At 70.4% G+C, this 25,106-nt stretch carries 23 protein-coding genes; 10 read left to right on the forward strand and 13 right to left on the reverse strand.

Features of this window, described 5'->3' with window-relative positions; genetic code table 11:
- The 8 genes from Q0V34_RS07300 to Q0V34_RS07335 are packed head-to-tail and all read right to left on the reverse strand — an operon-like array spanning position 1 to position 7,848.
- Entirely contained in the window at positions 1-1,002 is a 1,002-nt protein-coding gene (locus Q0V34_RS07300) for a UDP-glucuronic acid decarboxylase family protein (protein WP_297509939.1), read from the reverse strand.
- Entirely contained in the window at positions 995-2,086 is a 1,092-nt protein-coding gene (locus Q0V34_RS07305; protein ID WP_297509941.1) for a glycosyltransferase, read from the reverse strand. The genes Q0V34_RS07300 and Q0V34_RS07305 overlap by 8 nt, the downstream gene beginning before the upstream one ends.
- A complete protein-coding gene (locus Q0V34_RS07310) occupies positions 2,083-3,177 on the reverse strand; it encodes a glycosyltransferase (protein ID WP_297509943.1) in 1,095 nt (364 codons plus the stop codon). Before Q0V34_RS07310 ends, Q0V34_RS07305 begins: the two co-directional genes overlap by 4 nt.
- A complete protein-coding gene (locus Q0V34_RS07315; RefSeq protein ID WP_297509945.1) occupies positions 3,174-4,286 on the reverse strand; it encodes a glycosyltransferase in 1,113 nt (370 codons plus the stop codon). The genes Q0V34_RS07310 and Q0V34_RS07315 overlap by 4 nt, the downstream gene beginning before the upstream one ends.
- The gene (locus tag Q0V34_RS07320) at positions 4,283-5,371 is read right to left on the reverse strand and encodes a glycosyltransferase family 4 protein (RefSeq protein ID WP_297509947.1); all 1,089 of its coding nucleotides are present in this window, start codon (positions 5,369-5,371) and stop codon (positions 4,283-4,285) included. The genes Q0V34_RS07315 and Q0V34_RS07320 overlap by 4 nt, the downstream gene beginning before the upstream one ends.
- A gap of 38 nt (positions 5,372-5,409) precedes the next feature.
- Positions 5,410-6,462, reverse strand: coding sequence for an NAD-dependent epimerase/dehydratase family protein (locus Q0V34_RS07325; RefSeq protein ID WP_297509949.1), 1,053 nt, complete (start codon positions 6,460-6,462; stop codon positions 5,410-5,412).
- Positions 6,459-7,571, reverse strand: a complete 1,113-nt coding sequence (locus tag Q0V34_RS07330) for an NAD(P)-dependent oxidoreductase (protein ID WP_297509951.1) — start codon at positions 7,569-7,571, stop codon at positions 6,459-6,461. Before Q0V34_RS07330 ends, Q0V34_RS07325 begins: the two co-directional genes overlap by 4 nt.
- 7 nt (positions 7,572-7,578) lie before the next feature.
- On the reverse strand, positions 7,579-7,848 hold the full coding sequence (locus Q0V34_RS07335; RefSeq protein ID WP_297509954.1) for a hypothetical protein: 270 nt from the start codon (positions 7,846-7,848) through the stop codon (positions 7,579-7,581).
- A gap of 268 nt (positions 7,849-8,116) precedes the next feature.
- On the opposite strand from Q0V34_RS07335, the gene Q0V34_RS07340 reads away from it, so the two are divergent.
- The 8 genes from Q0V34_RS07340 to Q0V34_RS07375 are packed head-to-tail and all read left to right on the forward strand — an operon-like array spanning position 8,117 to position 15,757.
- Positions 8,117-9,244, forward strand: a complete 1,128-nt coding sequence (locus Q0V34_RS07340; RefSeq protein ID WP_367272044.1) for an inositol-3-phosphate synthase — start codon at positions 8,117-8,119, stop codon at positions 9,242-9,244.
- Positions 9,241-9,843 carry a histidine phosphatase family protein gene (locus Q0V34_RS07345; RefSeq protein ID WP_297509959.1) on the forward strand — a complete coding sequence of 201 codons (603 nt, stop codon included), beginning with the start codon at positions 9,241-9,243 and terminating at the stop codon, positions 9,841-9,843. The genes Q0V34_RS07340 and Q0V34_RS07345 overlap by 4 nt, the downstream gene beginning before the upstream one ends.
- Positions 9,831-10,622, forward strand: coding sequence for a TIGR04290 family methyltransferase (locus Q0V34_RS07350; RefSeq protein WP_297509962.1), 792 nt, complete (start codon positions 9,831-9,833; stop codon positions 10,620-10,622). The genes Q0V34_RS07345 and Q0V34_RS07350 overlap by 13 nt, the downstream gene beginning before the upstream one ends.
- The gene (locus Q0V34_RS07355; protein WP_297509965.1) at positions 10,619-11,545 is read left to right on the forward strand and encodes a beta-xylosidase; all 927 of its coding nucleotides are present in this window, start codon (positions 10,619-10,621) and stop codon (positions 11,543-11,545) included. Before Q0V34_RS07350 ends, Q0V34_RS07355 begins: the two co-directional genes overlap by 4 nt.
- Positions 11,546-11,548: 3 nt before the next feature.
- On the forward strand, positions 11,549-12,052 hold the full coding sequence (locus Q0V34_RS07360) for a dual specificity protein phosphatase family protein (RefSeq protein ID WP_297509968.1): 504 nt from the start codon (positions 11,549-11,551) through the stop codon (positions 12,050-12,052).
- A complete protein-coding gene (locus tag Q0V34_RS07365) occupies positions 12,019-13,785 on the forward strand; it encodes a hypothetical protein (RefSeq protein ID WP_297509971.1) in 1,767 nt (588 codons plus the stop codon). Before Q0V34_RS07360 ends, Q0V34_RS07365 begins: the two co-directional genes overlap by 34 nt.
- Complete coding sequence (locus Q0V34_RS07370) at positions 13,755-14,738, forward strand: zinc-binding dehydrogenase (RefSeq protein WP_297509974.1); 984 nt, start codon at positions 13,755-13,757, stop codon at positions 14,736-14,738. The genes Q0V34_RS07365 and Q0V34_RS07370 overlap by 31 nt, the downstream gene beginning before the upstream one ends.
- Positions 14,735-15,757, forward strand: a complete 1,023-nt coding sequence (locus tag Q0V34_RS07375) for a Gfo/Idh/MocA family oxidoreductase (protein ID WP_297509977.1) — start codon at positions 14,735-14,737, stop codon at positions 15,755-15,757. The genes Q0V34_RS07370 and Q0V34_RS07375 overlap by 4 nt, the downstream gene beginning before the upstream one ends.
- 25 nt (positions 15,758-15,782) lie before the next feature.
- Here the strand turns inward: Q0V34_RS07375 and Q0V34_RS07380 are convergent, their stop codons facing one another.
- Positions 15,783-15,986, reverse strand: coding sequence for a hypothetical protein (locus Q0V34_RS07380; protein WP_297509980.1), 204 nt, complete (start codon positions 15,984-15,986; stop codon positions 15,783-15,785).
- Positions 15,987-16,139: 153 nt separating this feature from the next.
- Positions 16,140-18,395: a UDP-galactopyranose mutase gene (gene glf, locus Q0V34_RS07385; RefSeq protein WP_297509983.1), complete on the reverse strand. Its 2,256-nt coding sequence runs from the start codon at positions 18,393-18,395 to the stop codon at positions 16,140-16,142.
- A 278-nt stretch (positions 18,396-18,673) separates the two neighbouring features.
- Here glf and Q0V34_RS07390 point away from each other — a divergent pair, with 278 nt between their 5' ends.
- Positions 18,674-20,431: a family 1 glycosylhydrolase gene (locus Q0V34_RS07390; RefSeq protein ID WP_297509986.1), complete on the forward strand. Its 1,758-nt coding sequence runs from the start codon at positions 18,674-18,676 to the stop codon at positions 20,429-20,431.
- Here the strand turns inward: Q0V34_RS07390 and Q0V34_RS07395 are convergent.
- Positions 20,403-22,157, reverse strand: coding sequence for an ATP-binding cassette domain-containing protein (locus tag Q0V34_RS07395; protein WP_297509989.1), 1,755 nt, complete (start codon positions 22,155-22,157; stop codon positions 20,403-20,405). The two genes, Q0V34_RS07390 and Q0V34_RS07395, sit on opposite strands and share 29 nt — an antisense overlap.
- A 193-nt stretch (positions 22,158-22,350) precedes the next feature.
- On the opposite strand from Q0V34_RS07395, the gene Q0V34_RS07400 reads away from it, so the two are divergent.
- On the forward strand, positions 22,351-23,256 hold the full coding sequence (locus tag Q0V34_RS07400; RefSeq protein WP_297509992.1) for an alpha/beta fold hydrolase: 906 nt from the start codon (positions 22,351-22,353) through the stop codon (positions 23,254-23,256).
- Positions 23,257-23,269: 13 nt separating this feature from the next.
- On the opposite strand, the gene Q0V34_RS07405 is transcribed toward Q0V34_RS07400, so the two are convergent.
- Both Q0V34_RS07405 and Q0V34_RS07410 read right to left on the reverse strand, forming a co-directional pair.
- Entirely contained in the window at positions 23,270-24,478 is a 1,209-nt protein-coding gene (locus Q0V34_RS07405) for an NADH-quinone oxidoreductase subunit D (protein ID WP_297509995.1), read from the reverse strand.
- Between the two features lie 34 nt (positions 24,479-24,512).
- Complete coding sequence (locus Q0V34_RS07410) at positions 24,513-25,106, reverse strand: DUF4142 domain-containing protein (protein ID WP_297509998.1); 594 nt, start codon at positions 25,104-25,106, stop codon at positions 24,513-24,515.

Here is a 25,106-nt window from a genome sequence, read left to right on the forward strand (position 1 = left end):
CTAGGCCACGAGCTCCGTCTCGTCCTGACGGGGTCGCGGGCGGTCCTGGGCCTCGAACCAGGCGATGGTGGTCCGCAGGCCATCGCCGAGGCTGGTGGTCGGCCGCCAGCCCAGGATCTCGATCGCGCGAGTGATGTCGGGACGGCGGCGTCGCGGGTCGTCGACCGGCAGGCGCTGGTGGACGACCTTCGACGACGAGCCCGTCAGCTCCAGCACGACCTCGACCAGCTGGCGGATGGTCAGTTCCTCCGGATTTCCGAGATTGACGGGGCCGCGCGGCGAGACCGGGTGCTCCATCAGACGCATCAGGCCTTCGACGAGGTCGGCGACGAAGCAGAACGAGCGGGTCTGGGCGCCGTCGCCGAAGACGGTGATGTCCTCTCCGGCGATGGCTTGGCTCACGAGGTTCGAGACCACCCGGCCATCGTGGGCCGACAGACGCGGACCGTAGGTGTTGAAGATCCGGGCCACCCGCACCTCGGCGCGGCCCAGGCGCTCGAAGTCGAAGCACAGGGCCTCGGCGGCCCGCTTGCCCTCGTCGTAGCAGGCGCGAGGGCCAGTGCAGTTGACGTTGCCCCAGTCGCTCTCGACCTGCGGGTGGGCGATCGGATCGCCATAGACCTCGCTGGTCGAGGCTTGCAGCAGGCGCGCGCCATCGCGTTCGGCCAGCCTCAGCAGGCGGTCGGTTCCCAGGACGCTGGTCAGCAGCGTGTGCTCCGGATCGCGCTGATAGAGCGGCGGCGAGGCGGCGCAGGCCAGATTGTAGATGCGGTCGAACCGCGTCCGGCTTACGCGCGTCGGCAGCGGTCTGACGATGTCGCCGATGCGGAGTCTGAACCGCTCGTGCGCCTCCAGCCGGCGCAGGTTGTCGCGCGAGCCGGTCTGCAGGTTGTCGAGGCAGACCACCCGGTGCCCGTCGGCGATCAGCCGTTCGCAGAGGTGCGAGCCCACGAAGCCGGCGCCGCCGGCGACGAGGATGGAGAGCGACGTCTTCTCAGGCATGGGCGACCTCGGCGACAGGGGGCGAAAGCGGGGCGCGGGCCGCCGCGAGCAACAGGCGCTCCAGTTCGAGCACGCGGTGACGGGCGGTGTGGGCGCCGAGGATCTTCTGGCGTCCGGCTTGACCGATCCGTCGCGGCAGGTCGACGGGGGCGGCGAGCGCCGCCAGCACGGCGGCGCCGTCGTCGGCCAGGATGATCTCGTGGTCCGGCTCGAACAGCGTCTCGATCCCGTCCCACCGGTCGGAGATGATCGCCGCCCCGCAGGCCGCCGCCTCGAACAGGCGGACGCTGGGGCTGTAGCCGGCCGCCGACATGTCGGCGCGGGTGACATTCAGCGTGAAGCGGCTGGCGCCGTAGAAGGCCGGGTGCTCGGCGGGACCGACATGGTCGATCCGTTCGACGTTATCCGGCCAGGCGATGTCGGCGGGATATTGCGGCCCGGCGACGCAGAACTTCAGGTGCGGCGCCGCGCGGGCCGGTTCCAGCAGCAGGCGCTCCAGGATCGGCTGGCGATCGACGCTGTACGTGCCCAGATAGCTGAGGTCCCAGCGCTTGGCCGTCTCGATCGGCCGATAGAGGTCGGCGTCCACCGAGCAATAGAGGGCGCGGGCGGCGGGCGAGCCCAGGTCGCGCTCGATGCGCCGCAGCGTCGGCCCGCCGGTGAACGACAGATAGAGGTCGTAGCGCGGGATCAGGTCCGCCGACAGATAGTCGAGCGGGCCGGCCTGCAGATTGGCCAGGGTGACCGGGGTGTCGATATCGTAGAACGCCTTCACGCCCCGCGCGTGGGTCAGCACCCAGTCGCCGATCGCCGCGCCTTCGGGCACGTAGGAACCGACGATCACGGCGTCGGCCGCCGCGATCTCCGACCGCCAGGCCTCAAGGCCGGCGAGGTCATCATAGAAGGCCAGCCGGCAGAAGTCGGGTTCGAGGTCGCGGTGCGCCGCGTACCAGGGAACGTCCCGCTCCAGGAACAGGATGTCGTGACCGCGCTCGGCGAAGGCCTTCAGCAGCGCGCGATAGGTGGTGGCGTGGCCATTGCCCCAGGACGAGGAGAGGGCGAGGCCGAGGACGACGAGCTTCACGCCAGGCTCCCTTCGCGCTTCAGATCGACGGCGTGGCGCAGCAGCTGATCCACCTCCGCGCCGCGCCGGGCGTAGGTGTGTTCGGCCAGCACCCGCTGGCGGGCGGCCTGGCCGATGGCGCGGGCGCGCTCGGGCGTCAGGGCGCGGAGATGCTCGGCCACGTCCTGGCCGTCGCGGGCGACCAGAACCTCCTCGTTGGGCGCGAGGAACAGTTCGAGGCCCTCCCAGGCGTCCGTGATCAGGCAGCCGGCGGCGCCGGCGGCTTCGAAGACGCGCGTGGCCGGGGAGAAGCCGACCTCGGCCATCGAGTCCCGGGCGACGTTCAGCACCGCCAGGGGCGAGCCGTTGAACGCGTTGTGATCGGCGGTGCCGACATGCCCCAGGCGCTCGACATTGTCGGGCATGGGCTTGTCGTCCCAACCCGAGCCGCCCAGCAGGAACCGGCGGTCGGGGAGGCGGGCGGCGGCGTCGAGGAAGAACCGCTCCACCCGCCGCTCGCGATCCGGCAGGCGGTTGGCCAGGAAGTTCAGATCCCGGGCGAAGCGGGGCTCGATCGGGACGGGATGATGCGTATGCGGGTCCAGGGCGTTGTAGATCGGCTGGCACGCGCGGGCCCCGAGGCGCTTGTAGGCGTCGATCACCGGCGGCCCGCCGCCATAGGTCAGCACGAAGTCCAGTCTCTCTAGCGCCTGGCGCAGCGGATGGTCGGGCGCGGGCGTGATCTCGGCCAGGGTGGCCGGCGCGTCGACGTCCCAGAACACCTTGACCGCGTGCGGCGCGGCGGCCGCGACCAGGCCGGCGATCAGCCGGTCGTCGAACACGCCGACCCCGCTGGCCTTGACCACGACGTCGGCGTCGCCGGACTCCTGAATGACCGCGTCGACCGCCGACTCCGTCGCGTCATAGACGACCACGCGGGCCCACGCCGGCGGTTCGATGTCGCGGTGCTTCTGGCGATCGAAGGCGTCCGGCTCGTAGAAGACGATCTGGTGGCCTCGCCCGGCCAGGTCGCGCAGAAGGCCCCTGTAATAGGTCGCCGCGCCGTTCCAGTAGGCGGACAAGAGGCTCGATCCGTAGAAGGCGATCTTCATGCGACGCTCTCCAAGGCGGGGGCCGCGCCGATCCGGCGAAGGATCGCCAGCAGCTCGTCGACTCTGTGGGCGCAGGTGTGGCGGGCGCGGATGGTCTCCAGCCCGTGCTGGGCGAGGCTTTGGCGAAGTTCCGGATCGGCCGCGACGGCGCGCAGGTGCGTCGTCATCGCCGCGCGATCCTCGCCGATCAGATAGTCGGTTCCCGGCCGGAACAGGCCCTCCACGTCGCGCCACGGCGCGCTGACCAGGGGGATGCCGCAGGCCAGGGCCTCGAAGACGCGAATGGTCGGGATGCCGGGCAAGGCCTCGACATAGAACCGTCGCGGCACGTGGGCCGTGGCCAGGCGCCGGGCGAACGCGCGCGGAACCGCGGCGTTGGCCAGCCAGCCGCGATAGGTCGCGCCATACCGGGCCAGCAGCGCCTTGGCCGCTTCCGGATAGCGGACGCCGTGAATGTCCAGCGACAGCCCCGCGTCTCGGGCGGGCGCCAGCAGATAGGCCTCGATCTCGGCCGTCCGCTCGCCATCGCCCCAGTTGCCGATCCAGACCAGGCCTTGCCGCTCGCCCTCATGAGCCGGGGGCTGGAACACCGTGACGTCGGCGGCCTCGTGCCAGACGAACACCCGATCGCCCCAGCCCCAGCGGCGGTAGACCGCCGCGAGCGTCTCGCCGAAGGCCAGCACGCCGTCATAGCCGTCGAGATCGAAGGCGCGGATGGCGTCCGGATCGCTGACGGCGCGGTGGTGGGTGTCGTGGAACAGCAGGGTGAACCGCCCGCCGGCCTTTCGCTTGGCGCCCAAGGCCGCGACCAGCGCGGGGTCGCTCCATTCGTGGACGATCACCAGATCGGCGTCGGCGGCTTGGTCCACGGCCTCGCCGAGCCGGCCGTAGGCGCGCCAGTCGAGGTCGGGATAGGTCTCGCGAAAGGGCGTCAGGCCCCGCTCGCCGTGGTCGGCGAGCAGGCTGGCCAGGCTCCAGGCGCCGTCGGGCTCCAAGGCGGTGACCACATGGCCGCGGCGGCCGAGGTCGCGCAGCACGCCGCGCAGGAAATGCGCGTTGCCGTGGTTCCAGCACGAGCTCAGCGAATGGGTGAAATAGACGATCCTCACGCGGCGACCTCCCGGCGAACGGACGGCCCCAGGCCTGGCGCGAGGCGGGCATAGATGTCGAGGACGCCGGCGGTCATGGCCTCGACCCCGTAGCGCGCCGCTTGCGCCCGGGCCGCCAGGCCCAGCGCCTCGCGACGATGATCATCGTCGCAGAGGGCCTGGATCGCGCTGGCGAAGGCCGCGTCGTCACGCCCCGGCGCGAACAGGGCCGCGCCGTTCCACAATTCCCGAAAGGTCGGAATGTCGCTCAGCACCAGGGCGCAGCCCGCCTGCGCGGCCTCCAGCACGCCAAGGCCGAACGGCTCGTAGAGGGAAGCCGAGGCGAAGATCGCGGCGGCGCTCAGCTCGACGCGCACCGCCTCGGCGGAGAGGCGGCCGACCGCGATGGCGTCATCGACGCGTCGCCGCTCGCCGTGCGGACCCGTCAGCGGGCCGATCGCCTTGAGCGGAAAGGGCAGGCGCGCGGCCGCGCGATCCAGAGTCGCGATGTTCTTGCCGTCGTCCCACAGGCGCCCGGTGGTCACGACTCCGGACCGCGACGCCCGCGCCGGCGCGGTGTCCGGCCGGCGGCCGTTCGGAACGACGAAGGGCCTGACCGTGTCGTAGGCCCGCATGGTGTCGTCGGCGAAGGCGCCGCTGGGCGCGATCACCGCGTCCGAGGCGAGCAGGCCGCGCCGATGGGCCTCGATCCGCCAGCGGAAATCCTCGGGCGGCGGCCCGCCGCGCACCGCGCGCCACCAGGTCGCCAGGCACGAGTGCGCGACGCTGACGACCGGCTGCCGGAACCGCGCCGCGCCGGCGAGGGCCGGGGCGTTCAGGTGAACCAGATCCACGCCAAGCTCGGCGGCCAAGTCGCTGACGCCCCGCCCGGCCTGATCCAAAGCCCGCGCGTCCTCGGCCGTCCAATCGAGCGGCAGCCCCGTGTCGATCAAGTCAAGGCCCGGGGTGGCGGCGGCCTCGGCGATCTGGTCGGCGGTCGGGGGCGGGCCCAGGACCGCGAGGCTGACGCGGACGCCCGCCTCGGCCAGACCGGCCGCGAGATCCAGGGCATAGGTCCAGACCCCGCCGACGGCGTCGGTCGTCATCAGCACATGCCGTCCCTCGTCAGGCGTCGCCGGGGCCTTCAAGAGACCGCCCCCACGCGACGCGGAGCGGCCGCTGGTCTCTCGCGTTCGAGCCAGTCGGCGAGGCGCGCGACGCCATCGCGCCAGGCGACCGGCTGTCCCAGGCCTAGCAGCGCCCGCGCCTTGCCGGCGTCCGAGACGTAGTAGCGCTGGTCGCCCGGCCGCCAGCCCTCGAAGCGGGTCTCGACGCGCCGGCCGATCAGCCGCTCGATATGGTCGATCAGGGTCAGCAGGCTGATGGCGTTGGCCGCGCCGCCGCCGAGATTGAACGCCTGGCCCTTGACGGCCTCGATCCGGTCGAGCGCCGCGACATAGGCGTCGACCGCGTCGTCGACGAACAGCACGTCACGCACCTGCCGGCCGTCGCCATAGAGGGTGATGGGCTCGCCGGCCAGGGCGCGGATCAGGAAGTGGGCGACCCAGCCCTGATCCTCGGTCCCCATCTGCCGGGGGCCATAGATGCAGCTCATCCGCAGCACGCAGGTCGGCAGATCGAAGCTGCGCGCGTAGTCCAGCACGTACTGGTCCGCCGCGCCCTTCGAGCACCCATAGGGCGTATGGAAATCCAGCGGCCGGTCCTCCGCGACGCCGGCGCGTCGCATGGCCGGATCGGTTGGCCGATAGGCGCCGTCCGTCAGCGCCAGCCCGACATCGCCCAGGTCGCCATAGACCTTGTTGGTGCTCGCGAAGATCACCGGCGCCTCGGCCCGGCGCGCGGCCTCCAGTACGTTGACGGCGCCGCCGACATTGATCTCGAAGTCCTCGATCGGATCGACAAGGCTGGTGGTCACCGCCACCTGGGCGGCGAGGTGAAACACCGCGTCGGCGCTGGCGAGCGCCTCGTCCACCGCGCGGCGGTCGCGGATGTCGGCGATGGTCGAGCGGACGCGCCTGGGATGCCGCTGCTTCAGCCATGCCAGGTTCCGCTCGACACCGGGGCGGGCCAGGGCGTCGAGCACCACGACGTCGCGTCCCGCGCCGGCCAGGCGGTCGACGAGATTGCTGCCGATAAAGCCGGCGCCGCCGGTGACGACGATCGGGCCGCCGGTCATGCCACCAGTCCCCGCAGTTCCAGCTCCTTGCGCGCTTCGGCGACCCGGTCCTCGGCCTCCTGGCGCGAGACCCACTCGGCCAGCTCCGCCAAGCCCTCGCCGAAGTCGCGCCGCGCCGCGTAGCCGAGGCGCTCGCGGGCCTTGGTCAGGTCGGGAATGCAGTGGCGGATGTCGCCGGCCCGGGACTTGCCGGTGATCTCGGGCGTCAGGTCCGACCGCCCCATCGAGGCGGCCTGCAAGCGGGCGACGTCCGCGATCGTGCGATCCTCGCCACTGGCGATGTTGAACACCTCGCCATCGGCCGAGGCCTCTTTCAGCGCCAGGACGAAGGCCTCGGCGATGTCGGTGACGTGGACGAAGTCGCGGCGCTGCAACCCGTCCTCGAAGATCATCGGCGGCTGGCCGTTGGCGATCCGCGAGGCGAAGATCGCCAGCACGCCGGTATAGGGATTGGAAAGCGCCTGGCCCGGGCCATAGACGTTCCACAGGCGCAAGGCCGCGCCCTCCATCCCGTACTGCCGGGTGAGGGTAAGGGTCAGCCGCTCCTGCACATATTTGCCGATCGCGTAGACCGACTTCAGGGCGGTCGGCTTGGTCTCCGGCGTCGGGGCAGGGGTCAGCGGGCGACCCCGTTCGTCGCGCGGATCCCACGACCCGTCAGGGCCGCGTCCGTCGCGGATGACCTCGTCGCGGATCTCGCCGTCGGCGGTGCGATAGCGTCCCTCGCCATAGACGCTCATCGACGAGGCGGTGACGACCCGGCGCACCGGATTGTCGATCAGCTGCTGAAACAGCACGGCGGTCCCGAGATCGTTGACCGAGGTATAGCGATCGACCGCGTACATGCTCTGACCGACGCCCACCTCGGCGGCGAGGTGGACGACGGCGTCGACGCTCTTTAGAGCCCGCCGCACGGCGGTCTCATCGCGCACGTCGCCGACGATCAACTCGACCTCCGCGTCGAGCTCGGTCGGCCGCTCGCGGCGGGGGTGGACCTGCTCGATCAGGCTGTCGAGCACGCGGACCCGATGGCCGTCGCGCAGCAGGGCGCGCGCCAGCCAGCGGCCGATGAAGCCGGCGCCGCCGGTGATCAGAACGGTTTCCGACATCCCGGCCTCAGCGCTGCACGAACTTGGAGAAGCGGCTGAGCTGGCCGTCCTTGGTTTCGTCCTGCTCCAGCAGGGCGAGCTTGTTGTCGTCGAAGATGCGGAAGAAGGTCTCCCAGTCGATCTCCTCCAGCGCGTCGTCCTTGTCGCCGAAGTCGAAGCGCAGGACGCCGCCGCCGTCCTTGTCGGCGGTCGCCTTGACGCGCGCCGGCCGCCCGCCGCGCTCTTCCGCCCACCGACGAATGGCGTCGTGGTCCGTGATCGACTTGGCTTGGCTCATGGCGCGTCCCTTGCTGAACTTGGCAAGGCAACACGATCTTCTTGTTGTAAGTTCCTCAGCTAAGTTGCTGTGCTCAAGTTATCAAACAATATGATTCAAGCAATTACCGTTCCCGTTGATCAAATGTTATTATCATTTGTTGTTCTGTTTCGGGTTTGAGATCCATCATTTGATGTAAACGCGGCCGTCTCAGGAACAAAGGTCTCGTCGAGAGCGTCCTGCAGCTACAAAGCTGCCGCACGGGGCGGGGCTCCTCCGAACAGGGATCATGATGGCTCGCAGGAAACTCCGCGTGGGACTGGTCGGCGTCGGCAACTGCGCCTCGTCCTTCGTGCAGGGGCTTGGCCACTACGCGGACGCCGCCGCCAACGCGCCGCCGCCGGGGCTGATGCATGTCGACCTGGGCGGCTACCACGTCGCCGACATCGAGATCGCCAGCGCCTTCGACATCCACGCGGGCAAGGTCGGGCGCGACGTGGCCGAGGCGGTGTTCGCCGCGCCGAACAACACGATGCGTTTCGCGCAGCCGTCGCGGACCGGCGCCGTCGTGCGGCGCGGCCCCACCCTGGACGGCATCGGCCGCTATCTGGCCGACGAGATCGAGGAAGCCAACGCGCCCGCCGTCGACGTGGCCGAGGAACTGCGCCGCACCGGCACCGACGTCCTCGTTTCGTATCTGCCAGTCGGCTCGCAGGCGGCGACCGAGTTCTACGCCGAACAGGCCCTGGCCGCCGGCTGCGCCTTCGTTAACTGCATCCCGGTGTTCATCGCCTCGGACCCGGCGTGGGCGAGGCGGTTTCGCGAGCGCGGCCTGCCGATCGTCGGCGACGACATCAAGAGCCAGGTCGGCGCCACGATCATCCACCGGATGCTGACCAACCTCTTCAAGGATCGCGGCGTGCGGATCGACCGCACCTATCAGCTGAATTTCGGCGGCAACACCGACTTCAAGAACATGCTGGAGCGCGAGCGGCTGGCGTCCAAGAAGGTGTCCAAGACCCAGGCCGTCACCAGCCAGTTCGAGACCGCGCCAGACGCCGACGACGTGCATGTCGGCCCCAGCGACTTCGTGCCCTGGCTTACGGACCGCAAGTGGGCCCATATCCGCGTCGAGGGCACGGCCTTCGGCGGCGCGCCGTTGAACGTCGAGTTGAAGCTCGAGGTCTGGGACAGCCCGAACTCTGCCGGCGTGGTCATCGACGCGGTGCGCTGCGCCAAGCTGGGACTGGATCGCGGGCTGGCCGGCCCGCTGGAGGCGCCGTCCAGCTATTTCATGAAGTCGCCGCCGCGTCAGTTCTCGGACGACGAAGCCCACCGGCGGACGGAGCGCTTCATCGCCGGCCTGCGCGAGGACGACGGCGAGGCGGCGATCACGGGCGCTCGCCTGGCGTCATGAGCTTGACCGTGCACCTGATCCGCCACGGGGCCACCGATGCTTTGGGGGTCTCGCTCAGCGGCCGTACGAACGCGGCGCTGAACGGCGTGGGCGCGGCCCAGGCGCGGGCGCTCGCGAGCCGTCTCGCCGGAGAGACGGTCGACGTTCTCTACAGCAGCCCGCTGGAGCGCGCCTTGCGCACGGCCGAACCGCTCGCCGAGGCCAAGGGACTGGCGGTCGAGATCGCCGAGCCGCTCAACGAAATCGACCTGGGCGACTGGACCGGCGCGCGCTTCGAGGATCTCGACCATGCGCCGGAATGGGCGTTCTGGAACGCCGGTCGCAGCCAGCACCGCGCTCCGAATGGCGAGAGCATGCTGGAGGTCCAGGCGCGGGTCGCCCGTTGGCTGGAGCGGATCTGGCGCGCGCGCGGCGGCGGCGTGGTGGCGGCCGTGTCCCACGCCGACGTGATCAAGGCGGCCCTGGCCCACGCCCTGGGTCTCTGTCTCGACCACCACGCGCGGCTGGAGATCTCCCCGGCCTCGCTCAGCACCGTCGTGATCGGGTCGTGGGGGCTCAATGTGCAACGCGTGAACGAGGTGACCCCATGGTCGGAATGAGCCGCGAGACGATCAAGGCTCGGGTCGAGGCCCTGGGGCAGTGGTTCCACAACCTCGATCTGGACGGCGTGGCGACCGCGCCGGACCACTTCCTGCACGACTACCCGAACGTCAAATGGCGGCGCTTCGAGCACGCCATTCCGGCGGACCTGACCGGCAAGAGCGTGCTCGATATCGGCTGTAACGCGGGCTTCTATTCACTGGAGATGAAGCGACGGGGCGCGGGCCGGGTGCTCGGGATCGATTTCGACGACCGCTACCTCGAGCAGGCCCGCTTCGCCGCCGAGGTGAAGGGCGCGGACATCGAGTTTCGCAAGCTGTCGGTCTACGACGTCGCCAGCCTGGGCGAGCGCTTCGACGTCGTCCTGTTCATGGGCGTGCTGTACCACCTGCGTCACCCGCTGCTCGCGCTGGACTTGATCCACGACCACGTCGTCGGCGACCTTCTGGTCTATCAGTCGATGCAGCGCGGCTCCGACGCGATCGCGCCCGTCCGCGAGGACTACGGCTTCTTCGAGGACAAGCATTTCGACGACCCCGGCTATCCGAAGATGCACTTCATCGAGGGCCGCTATTCGGGCGACCCGACCAACTGGTGGGCGCCGAACGCCGCCTGCTCGGCGGCGATGCTGCGCAGCGCCGGCTTCGAGATCGTCGACCATCCGGAAAGCGAGATCTTCGTCTGCCGCCGCGTCGGCGGGGCGGGGGACGGCGCGGTCTATCCGGCGCGGCCAAAGCCGAACGGCAAGAACGGACATTCAAACGGGGACGCGCGATGATCGAGGCGGTCAAGATCTGGAACGAGCCGAACAACAAGTCGCACTGGGACCCCAATCTCGATCCCGAATGGGACCTGTTCGCCGAGATGACGCGTCTGGCCGGCCAGGCGATCGCGGCCGAGGCGCCGGGCCTGACCCGGGTGCTCGGCGGCATGTCGCCGATCGATCCGTCTTTCGTGCGGCGTCTGGAGGCCAAGGGCGCGCTCGATCATGTGGATGTGCTGGCCGTCCATGGCTTTCCGCTGGACTGGAATCTGTGGTCGATCGACGAGTGGCCGGCCAAGCTCGAGGAAATCAAGGCCGTCACCGACAAACCGGTCTGGGTCACCGAGGTCGGCGTCTCCAGCTTCGGCTCGGAGGAGGTCCAGGCCTGGGGGGTCAAGAAGACCGCCGACCTGCTGATCGGCCGCGCGCCGCGCGTCCACTGGTACAGCCTCTATGATCTGCCCAAGACTTGGGAAGCCACGACGCGTCACCGGGAGGCCGAGGGCTCGTCCTACTACCGGCACTTCCACATGGGCCTGTTGCGCGAGGACGGAACGCCCAAGCCGGGGCTGGAGGTCTACGCCGACCACGCCGGCCAGATGGGCCTTTGCCAATGGTTCCACTTCCAGGACCATCGGCTCGACGAAGCGGTCGCGTGGATGAAGCGGCTGGGCGTGCGCCACCTGCGCACGGGCCTGTCGTGGGCGGACAGCTTCCGCCCGGACGCCCTGGCCTGGTTCGACCGGCAGATGGAGGCCCTGGCGGACTTCGAGGTGACCGTGACCTTCTGCTTCACGCCCGAGCACCGCGGCCTGGAGCCGCATCACACCAGCCCGCCCCAGATCGTCGAAGAGTACGCGGACTTCTGCGCCGCCATGGTGCGCCGCTACGCGCCGCGCGTCGGCGCGGCGGTCGAACCGCTGCGCGCGGTCGGCTAGGCCGTGGGAGACGGATGCGATCTGGACTGGATCACCGAGGATCTCGCGATCGGCGGCTGCTGCGCGCCCGAGGCGCTGGCGAGCTTGGCGCGCGACCACCGGCTGGGCGCGGTGATCGACGCGCGCGCCGAGGCGATCGACGAGGCCGCGGCCTGGGAAAGCCAGGGCGTCGTCTTTCTGAGCCTGCCCACCGAGGATCACGCGGCCGTTACGCCGGAGATGCTGCGGACCGGACTGGACTTCGCCGAGCGCGCCCAGCGGACGGGGCGACGCCTGCTGATCCATTGCCAACACGGGATCGGCCGTTCGGTGATGCTGGCCCTGTGCGTGCTGGTCGAGCGGGGCATGGGGGCGCTTGAAGCGCTCGTCCTGGTCAAGTCGCGCCGTCGCAAGGCTTCGCCCAGCGTCGAGCAGATCGAGGCTTGGCGCGCTTGGTTGTCGCGGCGGGGACAGGCCGCCCCGAGCTTCGAGGCTTGCGCGGCGATCGCCTATGCGCGGGCGGGCTGATGCGGGTCTATGGCGACCGGGCGCGGACGGGATCCGCCAGCGCCGCCCTCGACGCGCTCGCCGAGGGCGTCGCCGAAACGCGGGCGCGCCGGGGCCTCGACCGCCATGCGCGGCTCACGCGCCTGCTGATCGACGCCGCCGCGCTGCACCAGGGTGTCGCCGACCTCGAACTCGCCCGTGACGGCGTCGACGACACCACCGTCGCGCAGAGCGTCGGGCTGGAGGTCCTCTCGCGCCTTGCCGGCGCGGTCGCCATGTCGTGGGACGACCCCGCCCACGCGGCGCCGCTGGGCTTGGGAGACGCGCTCACCCGATGGCGGACGAGCCTGCCGGCCGAGCCCTTGTCGCTTCGCGTCGCCGAGGGCTTCGCCCACTACGCGGTCTATCCCGAGGCCTATTTCGAGGCCACGCGCGCGACGAGGTGGGCGGCGCCGCCTTGCGTGATCGGCCTGCGCAGCATCGGCGCGGCCCTGGCGCCCATGGTCAGCGCCGCTTTTCCGCCGGGAACGCGCGTGGTCGCGCCGCGCCCGGTCGGCGAGCCCTTCGCGCGTCATCTGGCGTTGAGCGCGGCCGTTCGGCGCGACCTGCTGAGCCATGCCGGTCCCTATGCGATCGTCGACGAAGGCCCGGGGCTGTCGGGGAGTTCGTTCGGCGCGGTCGGCGACCTTCTGGAGGACGCGGGCGTGAGCCCCGAGCGGATCGTCTATCTGCCCAGCCACGATGGCGCGCCGGGGCCGATGGCCAGCGGGCGGCATCGGCGGCGCTGGGACCTCGCGCGGCGGTCGGCGGCCGACTTCGATCGCTGGATCGGCCCGTCTCGCCTGGCGTCCTGGTGTGCCAAAACGCTCGGCGCGCCGTCGGGCCCGCCCGTCGACCTGTCGGGCGGCCGCTGGCGCGCGGACGGCGCCGCGCCGGTCCTGCCGATGCTGGAACGCCGCAAGTTCCGCGTCGAGACGCCGACGGGCGCGTGGCTGCTGAAGTTCGCCGGCCTGGGCGAGGAGGGCGAGGCCAAGGCCGAGCGGGCGCGGGCGCTCGCCGCCGACGGCTTCTGCCCCGAGACGGGCGGGCTGTTGCACGGCTTTCTCGCCGCCCGCTGGATCGCGGACGCGCGGCCTCTCGACCCCGAGTGCTGGGGCCGCGCCCGTCTTATGGACCACCTGGCCCGTTACCTGGCTTTCCGCGCCGACCGGTTTCCGGCGCGCGTCGAGGAGGGCGCCGGCCTGGAGGCCCTGGCGGAGATGGCCGCGATCAATGCCGGCGAGGCGCTTGGCCACGCCGTCGGGCAGGCCGTGGCGCGACGGCTGCGGGCCCTGCTAGCGGATGCGCCGGCCAGCCGTCCCGTCCATGTCGACGCGCGCCTGCATGGCTGGGAATGGCTGGTGACGCCGGACGGGCGTCTGCTGAAGACCGACGCGGTCGACCATTCGCGCGGCCACGATCTCGTCGGCTGTCAGGACATCGCCTGGGACGTGGCCGGCGCCGAGCTGGAGCTGGGTCTGTCGGAGGCCGAGACCGACCGACTCGCGGCGATCCTCGGCGTCGCGCCACCGCTGCTGGCGATCCACCGCGCCTGCTACCCCGCCTTCCAGCTGGGCCTTTGGAGCTTCGCGCCCGCCGAGGAGGCCTCGCGCGTCGAGACGCACGCCCGCCGATATCGCGAGGCGCTGCGGCGCTTCGCCGACCAAACCTCAGGAGAAGACTCATGGATGGAACCTCGCCGCCGGGCGACCTGATGCGCGCCGCCGTCGTCGTCGGTCCTGGCCAGATGGTGGTCCAAAACGTGCCCAGGCCGGAACCTGGTCCGGGCCAGGTCCGCGTCAGGCTGGAGGGCTGCGGCGTCTGCGCCTCGAACCTGACGCCCTGGGCCGGTCCGGAGTGGATGAGCTTTCCGACCGAGCCCGGCGGTCTGGGCCACGAGGGCTGGGGCGTGGTCGACGCGGTCGGGGAGGGCGTGAGCGACCTGGCCATCGGGGATCGCGTCGCCGCGCTGTCGTACCGCAGCTACGCCGAATACGATGTCGTCGACGCGGCGGCGGCGGTCCGCCTGCCCGAGAGCCTCGCTGGCCAGCCCTTCCCCGGAGAGCCGCTGGGCTGCGCGATGAACATCTTCGCGCGGTCGGACATCCGGCCCGGCCAGACCGTGGCCATCGTCGGGGCGGGTTTCCTGGGCGCGGTGCTGACCCGGTTGGCGACCCACGCCGGCGCGCGGGTGATCGCCATCTCGCGGCGCGCCTATTCCCTGGATGTCGCGCGTCGCATGGGCGCGGTCGAGACGGTCGAGATGGGCGAGCGCTGGAAGGTGGTCGAGGCGGTCAAGCTGCTGACCGACGAGCGCTTGTGCGAGCGGGTGATCGAGGCCGTCGGCAAGCAGGAGGCGCTGGATCTCGCGACCGAGCTGACGGCCGAGCGCGGTCGACTGATCGTCGCCGGCTACCACCAGGATGGTCCGCGTCAGGTGAACATGTGGCTGTGGAACTGGCGCGGCCTCGACGTGATCAACGCGCACGAGCGCGACCCGGCGGTCTATGCCGACGGGGTGCGCGCGGCGATCGCGGCGGTGGAGGCGGGCGTCATCGATCCGCGCGCGCTGCTCACCCACGCCTATCCGCTGGAGCGGCTGGACGAGGCGCTGGACGCCACGCGCGACCGACCGGACGGCTTCCTCAAGGCTCTGGTGACGCCATGACCGACACGATGATCGCTTCTCGAAGCCAAGCGAACCTCCGCTCGCCGCGCGTGGGCTTTCTGGGCGTCGGCTGGATTGGTCGACACCGTCTCCAGGCGCTGATCGAGGCCGGCGTGGTCGAGGCCGTCGGCGTGGCCGACCCTTCTCCGGAGATGCTGGACGCGGCGCTGGAACTCGCGCCTGGGGCCTCGGCGGTCGATGGCTTGCACGGGCTGCTGGACCTTGATCTGGACGGGCTGGTCATCGCCACGCCCAGCGCGCTGCACGCCCGGCAGTCCATCGCGGCGCTCGAGCGCGGCGTTGCGGTGTTCTGCCAGAAGCCGCTGGGCCGCGACCGCGCCGAGGTCGCCGCCGTGGTCGAGACCGCCCGCCGGGCCGATCGCCTGCTGGCGGTGGACCTGTCGTATCGCCACGTCGAGGCCATGCGCCGCGTACGGGACATCGTCGCCGCCGGCGAGATCGGCCGCGTCTTTCACGTCGACCTGACCTTCCATAACGCCTACGGACCGGACAAGGCGTGGTTCTACGACCCGGCCCTGGCCGGCGGCGGCTGCGTCATGGATCTGGGCACGCACCTGGTCGATCTGGCGCTATGGACCTTGGACGGCCCCGAGATCGCCAGCGTGTCCAGCGCGCTGCTCTCCGGCGGGCGCCCGCTTGGCGCCGACATGGTCGAGGACTTCGGGGTGGCGACCCTGACCCTGTCCAGCGGCGCGGTCGTGCGCCTGGCCTGCTCATGGCGCCTGCCGGCGGGCCAGGACGCCGTGATCTCGGCGGCCTTCTACGGGACCGAGGGCGGGGTGGCGTTCAGCAATGTCGGCGGCTCGTTCTACGACTTCGCGGCCGAAAGGCTGCGCGGCCAAACCCGGGAAAGGCTGGTCTCGCCGCCGGACGCCTGGGGCGGACGCGCCGCCGTGGCCTGGGCGCGCGGTCTGGCGGGCGGCGGACGGTTCGATCCCGAAGCGGACAAGCTGGTTCGCCTGGCGGAGACCTTGGACCGGATCTACGCGGGCCGATAGGGCGGGGCGATCGGGCGCCGACGCGTTACGACCGTTCGACGTCCCGCTCGAGGGCCTGGCGCTTCTCGGGAAAGCGTTCCGGATCGTCGTAGAGCGCCTTCGTCGCGGCCTCCGTCAGCCGGTCGTTGGCGCGGTTGCGGGTCTTGTACTGGATCATGCCGTAGATCAGCGCGACGAAGAGGAGGCCCACGCCGACCCCGAAGAGGATTTCCGGCTGAAACATCGTCACCTCGCGCTCGTCGGTCCAGAAAATGGAGCCCCGGTGTCACGACACCGGGGCTCCGACGCCGCGTCATGCTGGGGGGAAGAGCTGGCGGCGTCGGGAGGGTAACTTCCAGCGCGCCGCCGCTCCGGCGATTAACTTACGAGGGCCGGCCGCCGATCAGGCGTCCCCCACCGCCGAGCCGATCTCCGCGCCCTTGAGGACCCGGCCTTCGCGCTCGGCCAGTCGGCGGAAGGTGGCCAGAGCCTGCCCCACCACCTGGTCCATGTTGTAGTAGCGATAGCTCGCCAACCGGCCGACGAAGGTCACGCCGCGCTCGGCCAGGGCCAGCGCTTCGTAGCGCTTGTAGAGCGCCTGGTTTTCGGGTCGCGGGATCGGATAGTAGGGATCGCCCGTGGCCGACGGATGCTCGTAGGTGATCGTCGTCTTGCGGTGGCTCTGGCCGGTGATGTGCTTGTACTCGCTGACCCGCGTATAGGGCACGTCCTCGGCGGGATAGTTGACGGTCCCCACCGGCTGGAACCATTCCTGGTCGTGGGTCTCGTGGCGGAACCTCAGGCTGCGATAAGGCAGGGCCCCGAAGCGCTGATCGAAATAGTCGTCGATCGGACCCGTATAGACCACGTGGTCGAACACGGTCTCGCCCCGCACGTCCTCCCAATCGACGCCGGTCTCGACGGTGATGTTGGGATGATCGACCATGGCCTCGAACATCCGCGTGTAGCCGGCGGCGGGCATGGCCTGGAAGCTGTCGGTGAAATAGCGGTCGTCGGTGTTGACCCGGGTCGGGACGCGAGCCGTGACCGACTTGTCCAGCTCCGAGGGGTCAAGGCCCCACTGCTTGCGCGTATAGCCCCGGAAGAAGCGCTCGTAGAGATCGCGGCCGATCGCCGAGATCACGACATCCTCGGAGGTCCGGACGCTGGCCACCGGCTCGGCGCGGCTGGCCAGGAAGGCGGCCGCCTCGTCGTCGGAGGTCAGGTTCAGGCCATAGAGCCCGTTCAGGGTGGTGCGGTTGATCGGCATCGGCAGCAGGCCGGCGCTGGTCCGCGCCAGGACGCGGTGCTCGTAAGGCCGCCAGCGCGTGAAGCGCGACAGATAGGCCGCCACGTCCTCGCTGTTGGTGTGGAAGATGTGCGGCCCGTAGCGGTGCATCAGCACACCGTCGGCGTTGTACTCGTCATAGGCGTTGCCGCCGATGTGCGGGCGGCGATCGACCAGCAGGACCCGCTTGCCCAGGCCCGCCGCCAGGCGTTCGGCCAGGACGCTGCCCGCGAAGCCGGCGCCGACCACGACATAGTCGAACGGCCTCTGGCGCGAGGCGGGCCTGATGGCCGGCGCATAGGGCAGGGCGACCTTGATGTCGGCGCTGGCCTGGCGGGCGCGCCGGGCGATGGCGGTCTCCATTCGGCCGTTCATGGCGCGGAAGGTCTCGTCCCAGGACAGATCGGCGAGGGCCGCGTCCACGCGGGGCAGCCAGGTCTCGGGCCTCCTGGCGTCCTCCAGCGCCTCGGCGCAGGCGGCCACGAAGCCCTCGGCGTCGGCGGCGATCCGCACGCCCGGCAAGGCGCCGTAGTGCCGGACGACGTCGGTGATCGGCGTCGAGACCACCGGACGGCCGCCGGCGAGATATTCCGGCGTCTTGGTCGGGCTGATGAACCGCGTGGACTCGTTGATCGCGAACGGCATCAGGGCCACGTCCCAGCCCGCCAGATAGTCTGGGAGCGCGGCGTAGGACTTGCCGCCCAGATAGGCGATGTTGGCGCGTCGGGGCAGAGCCTCGGGGTCGATCTTGACCACCGGGCCGACCAGCACGAGCGTCCAATCCGGGCGCGCGTCGGCGACGGCGGCGATCAGATCAAGATCCATGCGCTCGTCGATCACGCCATAGAAGCCCAGGCGCGGGGTTCCAAGGCCCGCCTGGTCCGCCGGCGTGTCCCGCGACGCGCGGGCCTTGGCGAAGTGGTCGCGATCCACGCTGGACGGGAAGGGGTGGATGTCGCCGTGGGCCGAACGCTTGGCCTCGTACAGGCTGTAGCCGCCAGTGAAGACCACGTCGGCGGCCGCCAGCAGTTCCCGCTCCAGCGCGACCAGGGCCGGCGGGGCGAACTTGAAGTTCGCCAGCTCGTCCATGCAGTCATAGACCACGCAGGCGCCCGACACGGACCGCGAGAACGGCAGCATCATCGGCGTGTAGTACCAGCGCGCCCGCACCGGTCGGCCGGCGATGAGCTCGGTCAAGAGACGCCCCAAGGTGGCGTCGCGGGCCTCGTCGTCGAGGTTCGGGTCGAGCATCGGCGTGGCGACCACGACGCCGGTTTCCAGGCAGACCCGCGTCTCGACGCGCGGATCCCCTTCGCCGGGGCGAGGCTCCTCCCAGAAGATCACCGGCCGCTGCTGGGCGAACCGGCTCATCAGATGCTGTGGGCGCTGGAAGACGAAGTCCCAGCGGAGGTGAGAAAAGCAAACGATAAGAGCGTCATCGGCCGCGCGGCCAGTCCGATTAGCGTTCAGTGAAGACGGCGGCACATAAATCTCCCTGGTAATTTGGGAGAGAAGAAACGAACGAAGTCCGGGTTTCCTGGAATATGTTTTGATGTTCTGGGGATACCCTGCGGGTGGACAACAAATTTTATCGTCCGTGCTCCATGGCCCCGTGTCCGCTTTCAGAGACTTGTTTCGCTGGAGGTGGAATGCTCGAGCTCTGGGGCGGTCACGAATGCACGGTGAACCGCGTCCGCGACGATTATCGCGATCAGTCGGTCATCAGCGGCCATGACACGCGGGTCGCCGACCTCGACCTGTTCGCGGCGGCCGGGTGCCGAGCGCTTCGCTATCCGGTGCTGTGGGAGCGGGTCTCGCCCCGCCGGGACGATCCGCCCGACTGGACCTGGAGCGACGAGCGCCTGAAGCGCCTGCGCGCCCTTTCCATCAGACCCATCGTCGGGCTCTGTCACCACGGATCGGGGCCGCGCCACACCGACCTCCTGGATCCGGAGTTCGCGCCGGGGCTGGCGGCGCATGCCCAGGCGGTCGCGGAGCGCTATGACTGGATCGAGGACTGGACGCCGGTCAACGAGCCGCTGACCACCGCGCGCTTCAGCGCCCTCTACGGCCACTGGCATCCGCACGCCGCGGACGAGGGCGCGTTCTGGACCGCGCTCTTGAACCAGATCGACGCGGTGCGGCTGTCGATGCGCGCCATTCGCCGCGCGCGGCCGGACGCGCGCCTGATCCAGACGGAGGACCTGGGGCGCACCTACGCGACGCCGCCGCTGCGCGAGCAGGCCGATTTTGAGAACCTGCGGCGTTGGATGACCTGGGATCTCTTGACCGGGCGGGTTGACCGCGAACACGGTCTTTTCGAGCGGCTGGACCTTTATGGTCTGGGTGACCGGCTGCGGGCCATCGCCGACGCGCCCTGTCCGCCCGACGTCCTGGGCGTCAACCATTACCTGACCAGCGAGCGCTTTCTCGATCACCGGCTTGAGCGCTACCCGCCCGAGCGCCACGGCGGCAACGCGACGGTGCGCTATGCCGATGTCGAGGCGGTTCGGGTGCTGCTGCCCGGACCCGACGGGCTGGAAGGCGTCCTGCGCGAGACCCACGCGCGCTACGGCCTTCCGATGGCGGTGACCGAGGTTCACAACGGCTGCACGCGCGAGGAGCAGATGCGCTGGCTTCTGGAGGCCTGGCGGGCGGCGGAGCGCCTGCGGGCGGACGATATCCCGGTGATCGGGGTCACGGCTTGGTCGTTGCTGGGGGCGTTCGACTGGGACAGCCTGCTGACGCGCGCGACAGGCTCGTACGAGCCGGGCGTCTTCGATCTTCGCGATGGGGCGCCTCGCCCGACCGGCCTGGCGACCCTGATGAAGGCCCTTGCCGAACGGGCCGATCCGCCGCCGGCGGCGCTGGGCGCGGGCTGGTGGCGGCGCGACATCCGACTGGAATACGCGCCGGTCCGTCGCCCTCTGGACGACCCGCCGCCGACCTGGCTCAGGACTCCCGAGGCCGGACCGCCTCTGGTGATCCTGGGGGACGGAACGCTCGGGCAAGCGGTGGCGCAAGCCTGCCTCTGGCGCGGGCTCGACTATCGGATCGTCGGCGACCGCGCGAAGGCCGGGGCGCTGATCGATGGCGAGCGCCCGTGGGCGATCATCGCCGCCCTCGACGCGGCCGAGGCGCGAGATGACCTGGTCGTTCGCTGGGCGGCGGCCAGCGCGATCCGTGGCCTGGCCTTCTTGGCGCTGGTCGGCGGCGACAGCGTGTCCGAACCCCTGGTCGCCGAACTGCTGGCCATGGACGCGCGGATCCTCATCGCCGAGTTCGGCGCCGACGTCGCCGTGGCGGAGCCCGAGGGGCGGGCGCGCCTGGATCAGGCGCTGGACTTGCTGATCGATGGCGAACGCGGTCGCCGCTTGCTCACGCGGCCCTGGGTGACAGCGGAATGACCTCGGCGGGCGCCAGGCCCGCCTCGCGGGCCAGATGGGCGAAGCGCCCGTTCTGGTCCACCAGGTCCGCGAACGTCCCGCGCTCGACGATCCGGCCCTTGTCGAGCACCAGGATCAGATCGGCGTCGACGATGGTCGAGAGGCGATGGGCGATCACGAAGGTGGTGCGCCCGCGCGCGGCGTTGTCCAGCGCGGCCTTGACCTTGGCCTCGGTGACGGTGTCGAGCGCGCTGGTCGCTTCATCCAGGATCAGGATCGGCGCGTTCTTGAGAATGGCGCGCGCGATCGCCAGGCGCTGCCGTTCGCCGCCCGAGAGGAGCTGGCCGCGTTCGCCGATCACGAAATCCAGGCCACCCTCCTTGTCCTGAACGAACTCCCAGGCCTCGGCGGCGACCAGCGCCGCCTGAAGCTCGGCGTCCGTGGCTTCGGGCCGCGCCATCCGCAGGTTTTCGCCGATCGACCGATTGAAGAGGCCGGCCTCTTGGAACACCACCGCGATCGAGGCGCGCAGCGAGGCCAGCGTGGTCTCGCGCAGATCGCGGCCGTCGATGGTGATGCGGCCAAGATCGGGTTCGCGGATGCGCTGCAACAGCGACATCATCGTCGTCTTGCCCGCGCCGGAGGACCCCACCAGCGCGACCGTCGCGCCGGCCGGCACGCTCACGTTCAGATCGAAGACGCCCAGGTCGTTGCGATCGCAGATCCAATGGGTGACGCCCTCGAAAGCCACCTCGCCGCGAGCGTTCTCCAGCGGCCGCGCGTCGGGCGCGTCGCTGAAGCCCTGGCGCTCGTCGATCAGGGCGAAGAAGGCCTTCAGCGTCGGCAGGCCCACGAACAGGCGCGACAACGAGCTGGACAGCAGGTCCAGACGTCCGATCAGCAGGGTCGCGAAGCCGCCGAAGGCGACGATCTCGCCCAGGCTCGATTGGCCATGCGCCGCCATGGCGCCGCCCACGGCATAGATGGAGACCAGCGCGATCGTCGAGGCGCTGCGCGTGAGGACGATCAGCAGGGCCCACCAGTTGAGCACGGGAAACTGGGCTTTCAGCAACTGCTGGGAAAGCTGCCGCAGCTTGGCGGTCTCGCTGTACAGATTGGCGTAGGCCTGGACGACCGAGACGTTGGCGACGACGTCGCCGATGCGGCTGGACACCGCCTGCGCCTGATCGTCGACGCTGCGCTGGCCGCTCTCCGTGCGCCGGATGACGTAGAGATTGGCGGCCACGTAGATCCCCGCCAGCGCGACGAGCACGCCGGCCAGGCCGGGATTCATCCAGAACGCCACGGGGATCATCAGCGCCAGGGCGAAGAGCGCCGGCATCTGCTCCCGTAGAAAGCCCAGCAGCACCCAGAAGAGGCTGTCGCCGCCGGCGGTCATGATCCGGACCAGCCGGCTCGTGCCGCGCTCGGAGATGAGGGCGCTGGGCAGGGTCACGGCGTTGTCGAACGCCTCGGTCATGGCCTGCAGCCGTCGGCGGTGGGACAGCCGGTCGGCGACGATCGACGCCGTCACCCCGGCGCCGACGCCCAGGGCGCTGACGGCGGCCCAGGCGGCGATGTAGGGCCAGGCGGCGGCGCCGCGGCCGACCGCGCCCACCACCTTGCCGAACACGATCGGGTCGAGCAGGGCCACGGCGCCCAAGACGAGATTGGCGCCGACGATGATGGCGGCGCGGCGACGTTCCTGGATCAGGGAGGCGATCGCGCGACGATAGATCGAGAACATGGACCGACTCGCAAAAAGGACGAGCCGCCGATATGGCGCCGGACGCCGAAGCGCGCAGCCGGACATGTCGTCTCGGCGGCGTGGCGAATGGAAGCACCCGCCGCCGCCGACGAGCCCCGACGCGTGGCTTTTCCTGGGGCGCGGAACGGCCCCGGCGGCGCGCCGTTTGGCCGGCGGTTCCTTGCGAGGTCGAATGCACGATCAGTCGCCCCTGACGGCGGACAGGACGTCGGCCCTGCCTTGGCGCGGCGGCGAGGTGGCACGCGCCTTCCTTGAGGTCGGCGGCCACGCCCTGGCCTATGCGGAGGTCGGACAAGGGCGCCCCTTGGTCCTGATCCACGGAACCCTGACCACGCTGGACGACATGGCCCTGGCCCTGTCGGACTTGCTGGCGCCGGGCCGTCGCCTGATCGCCGTGGATCGCCCGGGCTTCGGACGGAGCGGCCGCGATCGGCTCTCCGGCGCTGGGATCTTCGCCCAGGCGCGCGGTCTCTGGCGCGGCCTTGATCAGCTAGGCGTCGAGCGCCCGATCATTGTCGGCCACTCCTTCGGCGCGTCGGTCGCGGTGGCCATGGCGGTGCTGCGTCCCGCCGCCGTCGCGGGCGTGGTGGCCCTGGCGCCGCTCGTGATCCCGGAGTGGCGGCTGGAGCATCTGATCTTCGGTCCGCGCGCCTGGCCGGGATCCGGCGACCTGCTGGCCGCCACGGCGCACGCCGGGCTCGATCGCGGGCTTCTGCCGATCCTGTGGCGCGCGATGTTCCTGCCCCAGGCCATGCCGCCGTCCATGACGCGGGCCTTCCCGTTCGATCTGGCCGGCGAGGCGGCGGCCACCATGCGCATCGGCGAGGATTGCCTGGCCGTCGGGCCGGAGCTCCTGGCGTTGCTGGCGAGGGTCGGGGCGCTGGATGTTCCTCTGGAGATCCTGGGCGGCGACAGCGACCTGGTGGTCAACAACACCCTGCATGGGCGGCTTCTCGCGGCGCTGGCGCCGCGCGCTCGGTTCAGCCCGCTGCCGGGCGTGGGCCACATGATCCACCACGCCGCGCCAGAGGTGGTCGCCGCGGCGGTGGAGCGGCTCGAGCGCGCCGGGAGCGCCTAGTCCGCCGTCTCCCTCAGCGGTCGACCTCGCCGAAGACGATGTCCAGCGAGCCCAGGATCGCCGACACGTCGGCCAGCATATGGCCGCGCGTCATCCAGTCCATGCCGGCCAGGTGGGCGAAGCCGGGCGCGCGGATCTTGCACTTGTACGGCTTGTTCGTCCCGTCGCTGACCAGATAGACGCCGAACTCGCCCTTGGGCGCCTCGAGCGCCGCATAGACCTCGCCGGGCGGGGTGTGGAAGCCCTCGGTGTAGAGCTTGAAGTGCTGTATCATCGCCTCCATCGACCGCTTCATGTCGGCGCGCGGCGGCGGCGCGATCTTGCGGTCGTCGGTCCGCACCGGACCTGGCTCCTTGCGCAGGCGGTCGCAGGCCTGGCGGATGATCTTGGTCGACTCCCGCATCTCCTGCATGCGGCAGAGATAGCGATCATAGCAATCGCCTTTCCTGCCCAGCGGGATATCGAACTCGAAGTCGTTATAGTTCTCGTACGGCTGGCTGCGACGCAGGTCCCAGGCGACGCCCGAGCCGCGCAGCATCACGCCGGAGAAGCCCCAGGCCAGGGCCTGGTCCTGGCTGACCACGCCGATGTCGACATTGCGGCCCTTGAACACCCGGTTGCCGGTGATCAGACCCTCGATGTCGTCCAGCACCTTGGGAAAGGCCTTCGCCCAATCGTCGATGTCCTCGATCAGGTCCGGCGGAACGTCCTGGCGAACGCCGCCGGGACGGATCAGGTTGGCGTGCAGCCGCGAGCCGCTGGCGCGTTCGTAGAACACCATCAGCTTCTCGCGCTCCTCGAAGCCCCAAAGCGGCGGGGTCAGGGCGCCGACGTCCATGGCCTGGGTCGTCACGTTCAGCAGGTGGTTCAGGACCCGGCTGATCTCGTCGAACAGCACGCGGATCGTCTGGGCGCGGATCGGCACGTCGACGCCGAGCAGCTTTTCGACGGCCAGGCAGAAGCCGTGTTCCTGGCTGATCGGCGCCACATAGTCGAGGCGGTCGAAATAGGGGATGATCTGCAGATAGGGGCGGGCCTCGGCCAGCTTCTCGGTGCCTCGATGCAGCAAGCCGATATGCGGATCGACGCGCTCGACGACCTCGCCGTCCAACTCCAGCACCAGGCGCAGGACGCCGTGCGCCGCCGGGTGCTGGGGGCCGAAATTGATGTTGAACTTGCGGACCGGCGTCTCGGGCGTCGCGCCGGGCTCGGGATCGGACATGTCGGCCCCCATTTGGTCGTCAGCGCCGGAAGGTTCAGTGACTCATGGACCCGCTCATGCCCCCGTCGCCCTTGCGCAGCATGTCGAGGTGCATGGTGACGACCGGGACGATCTTGCCGGCGGCCTTCCTGAGGTTCTCATCGTCGCCGTTCCGGGCGTAGGCGCCATGCAGCGCCAGCGCCTCCTGGTGCGCGCGCAGCTGCTGGCTGACGTACAGCGTGTCGAACGCCGAGCCGTCCGCGCCCTGCAACTGGCTCAACATGGCTTGCTGGTCGGCGCGCAAGGCGGGCGGCGGCGCGCTCGACAGGCCGCTCTTGCGCGCGGCGGCCATGACCATCTGCGTGCTGGCGGTGTGGTCCTTGACCATTCGCTGGCCGAAGGCGCGGAGATCGGGGCGCGAGGCCTTGTCGGCGGCCATCTGGCCCGACTGGATCTCGAAGGCGTCCGACTGACCGGCCATCATCACGAAGGCGGGGGCGGCGGGCGGCGAGGCGGCGTCGCTCGCGGCAGATCCAGCGGAAGTCGACTGGGCGGAAGTGGACTGGGTTGAAGTCGATTGGGCGGAAGTCGACTGGGCGGCGGCGGCCGTGGTCCAGGCCAGGGCGGCGGCGACGATCAGGGTGCGCAT

The organism is uncultured Caulobacter sp. (genome assembly GCF_947036865.1).
Lineage (GTDB): Bacteria > Pseudomonadota > Alphaproteobacteria > Caulobacterales > Caulobacteraceae > Caulobacter.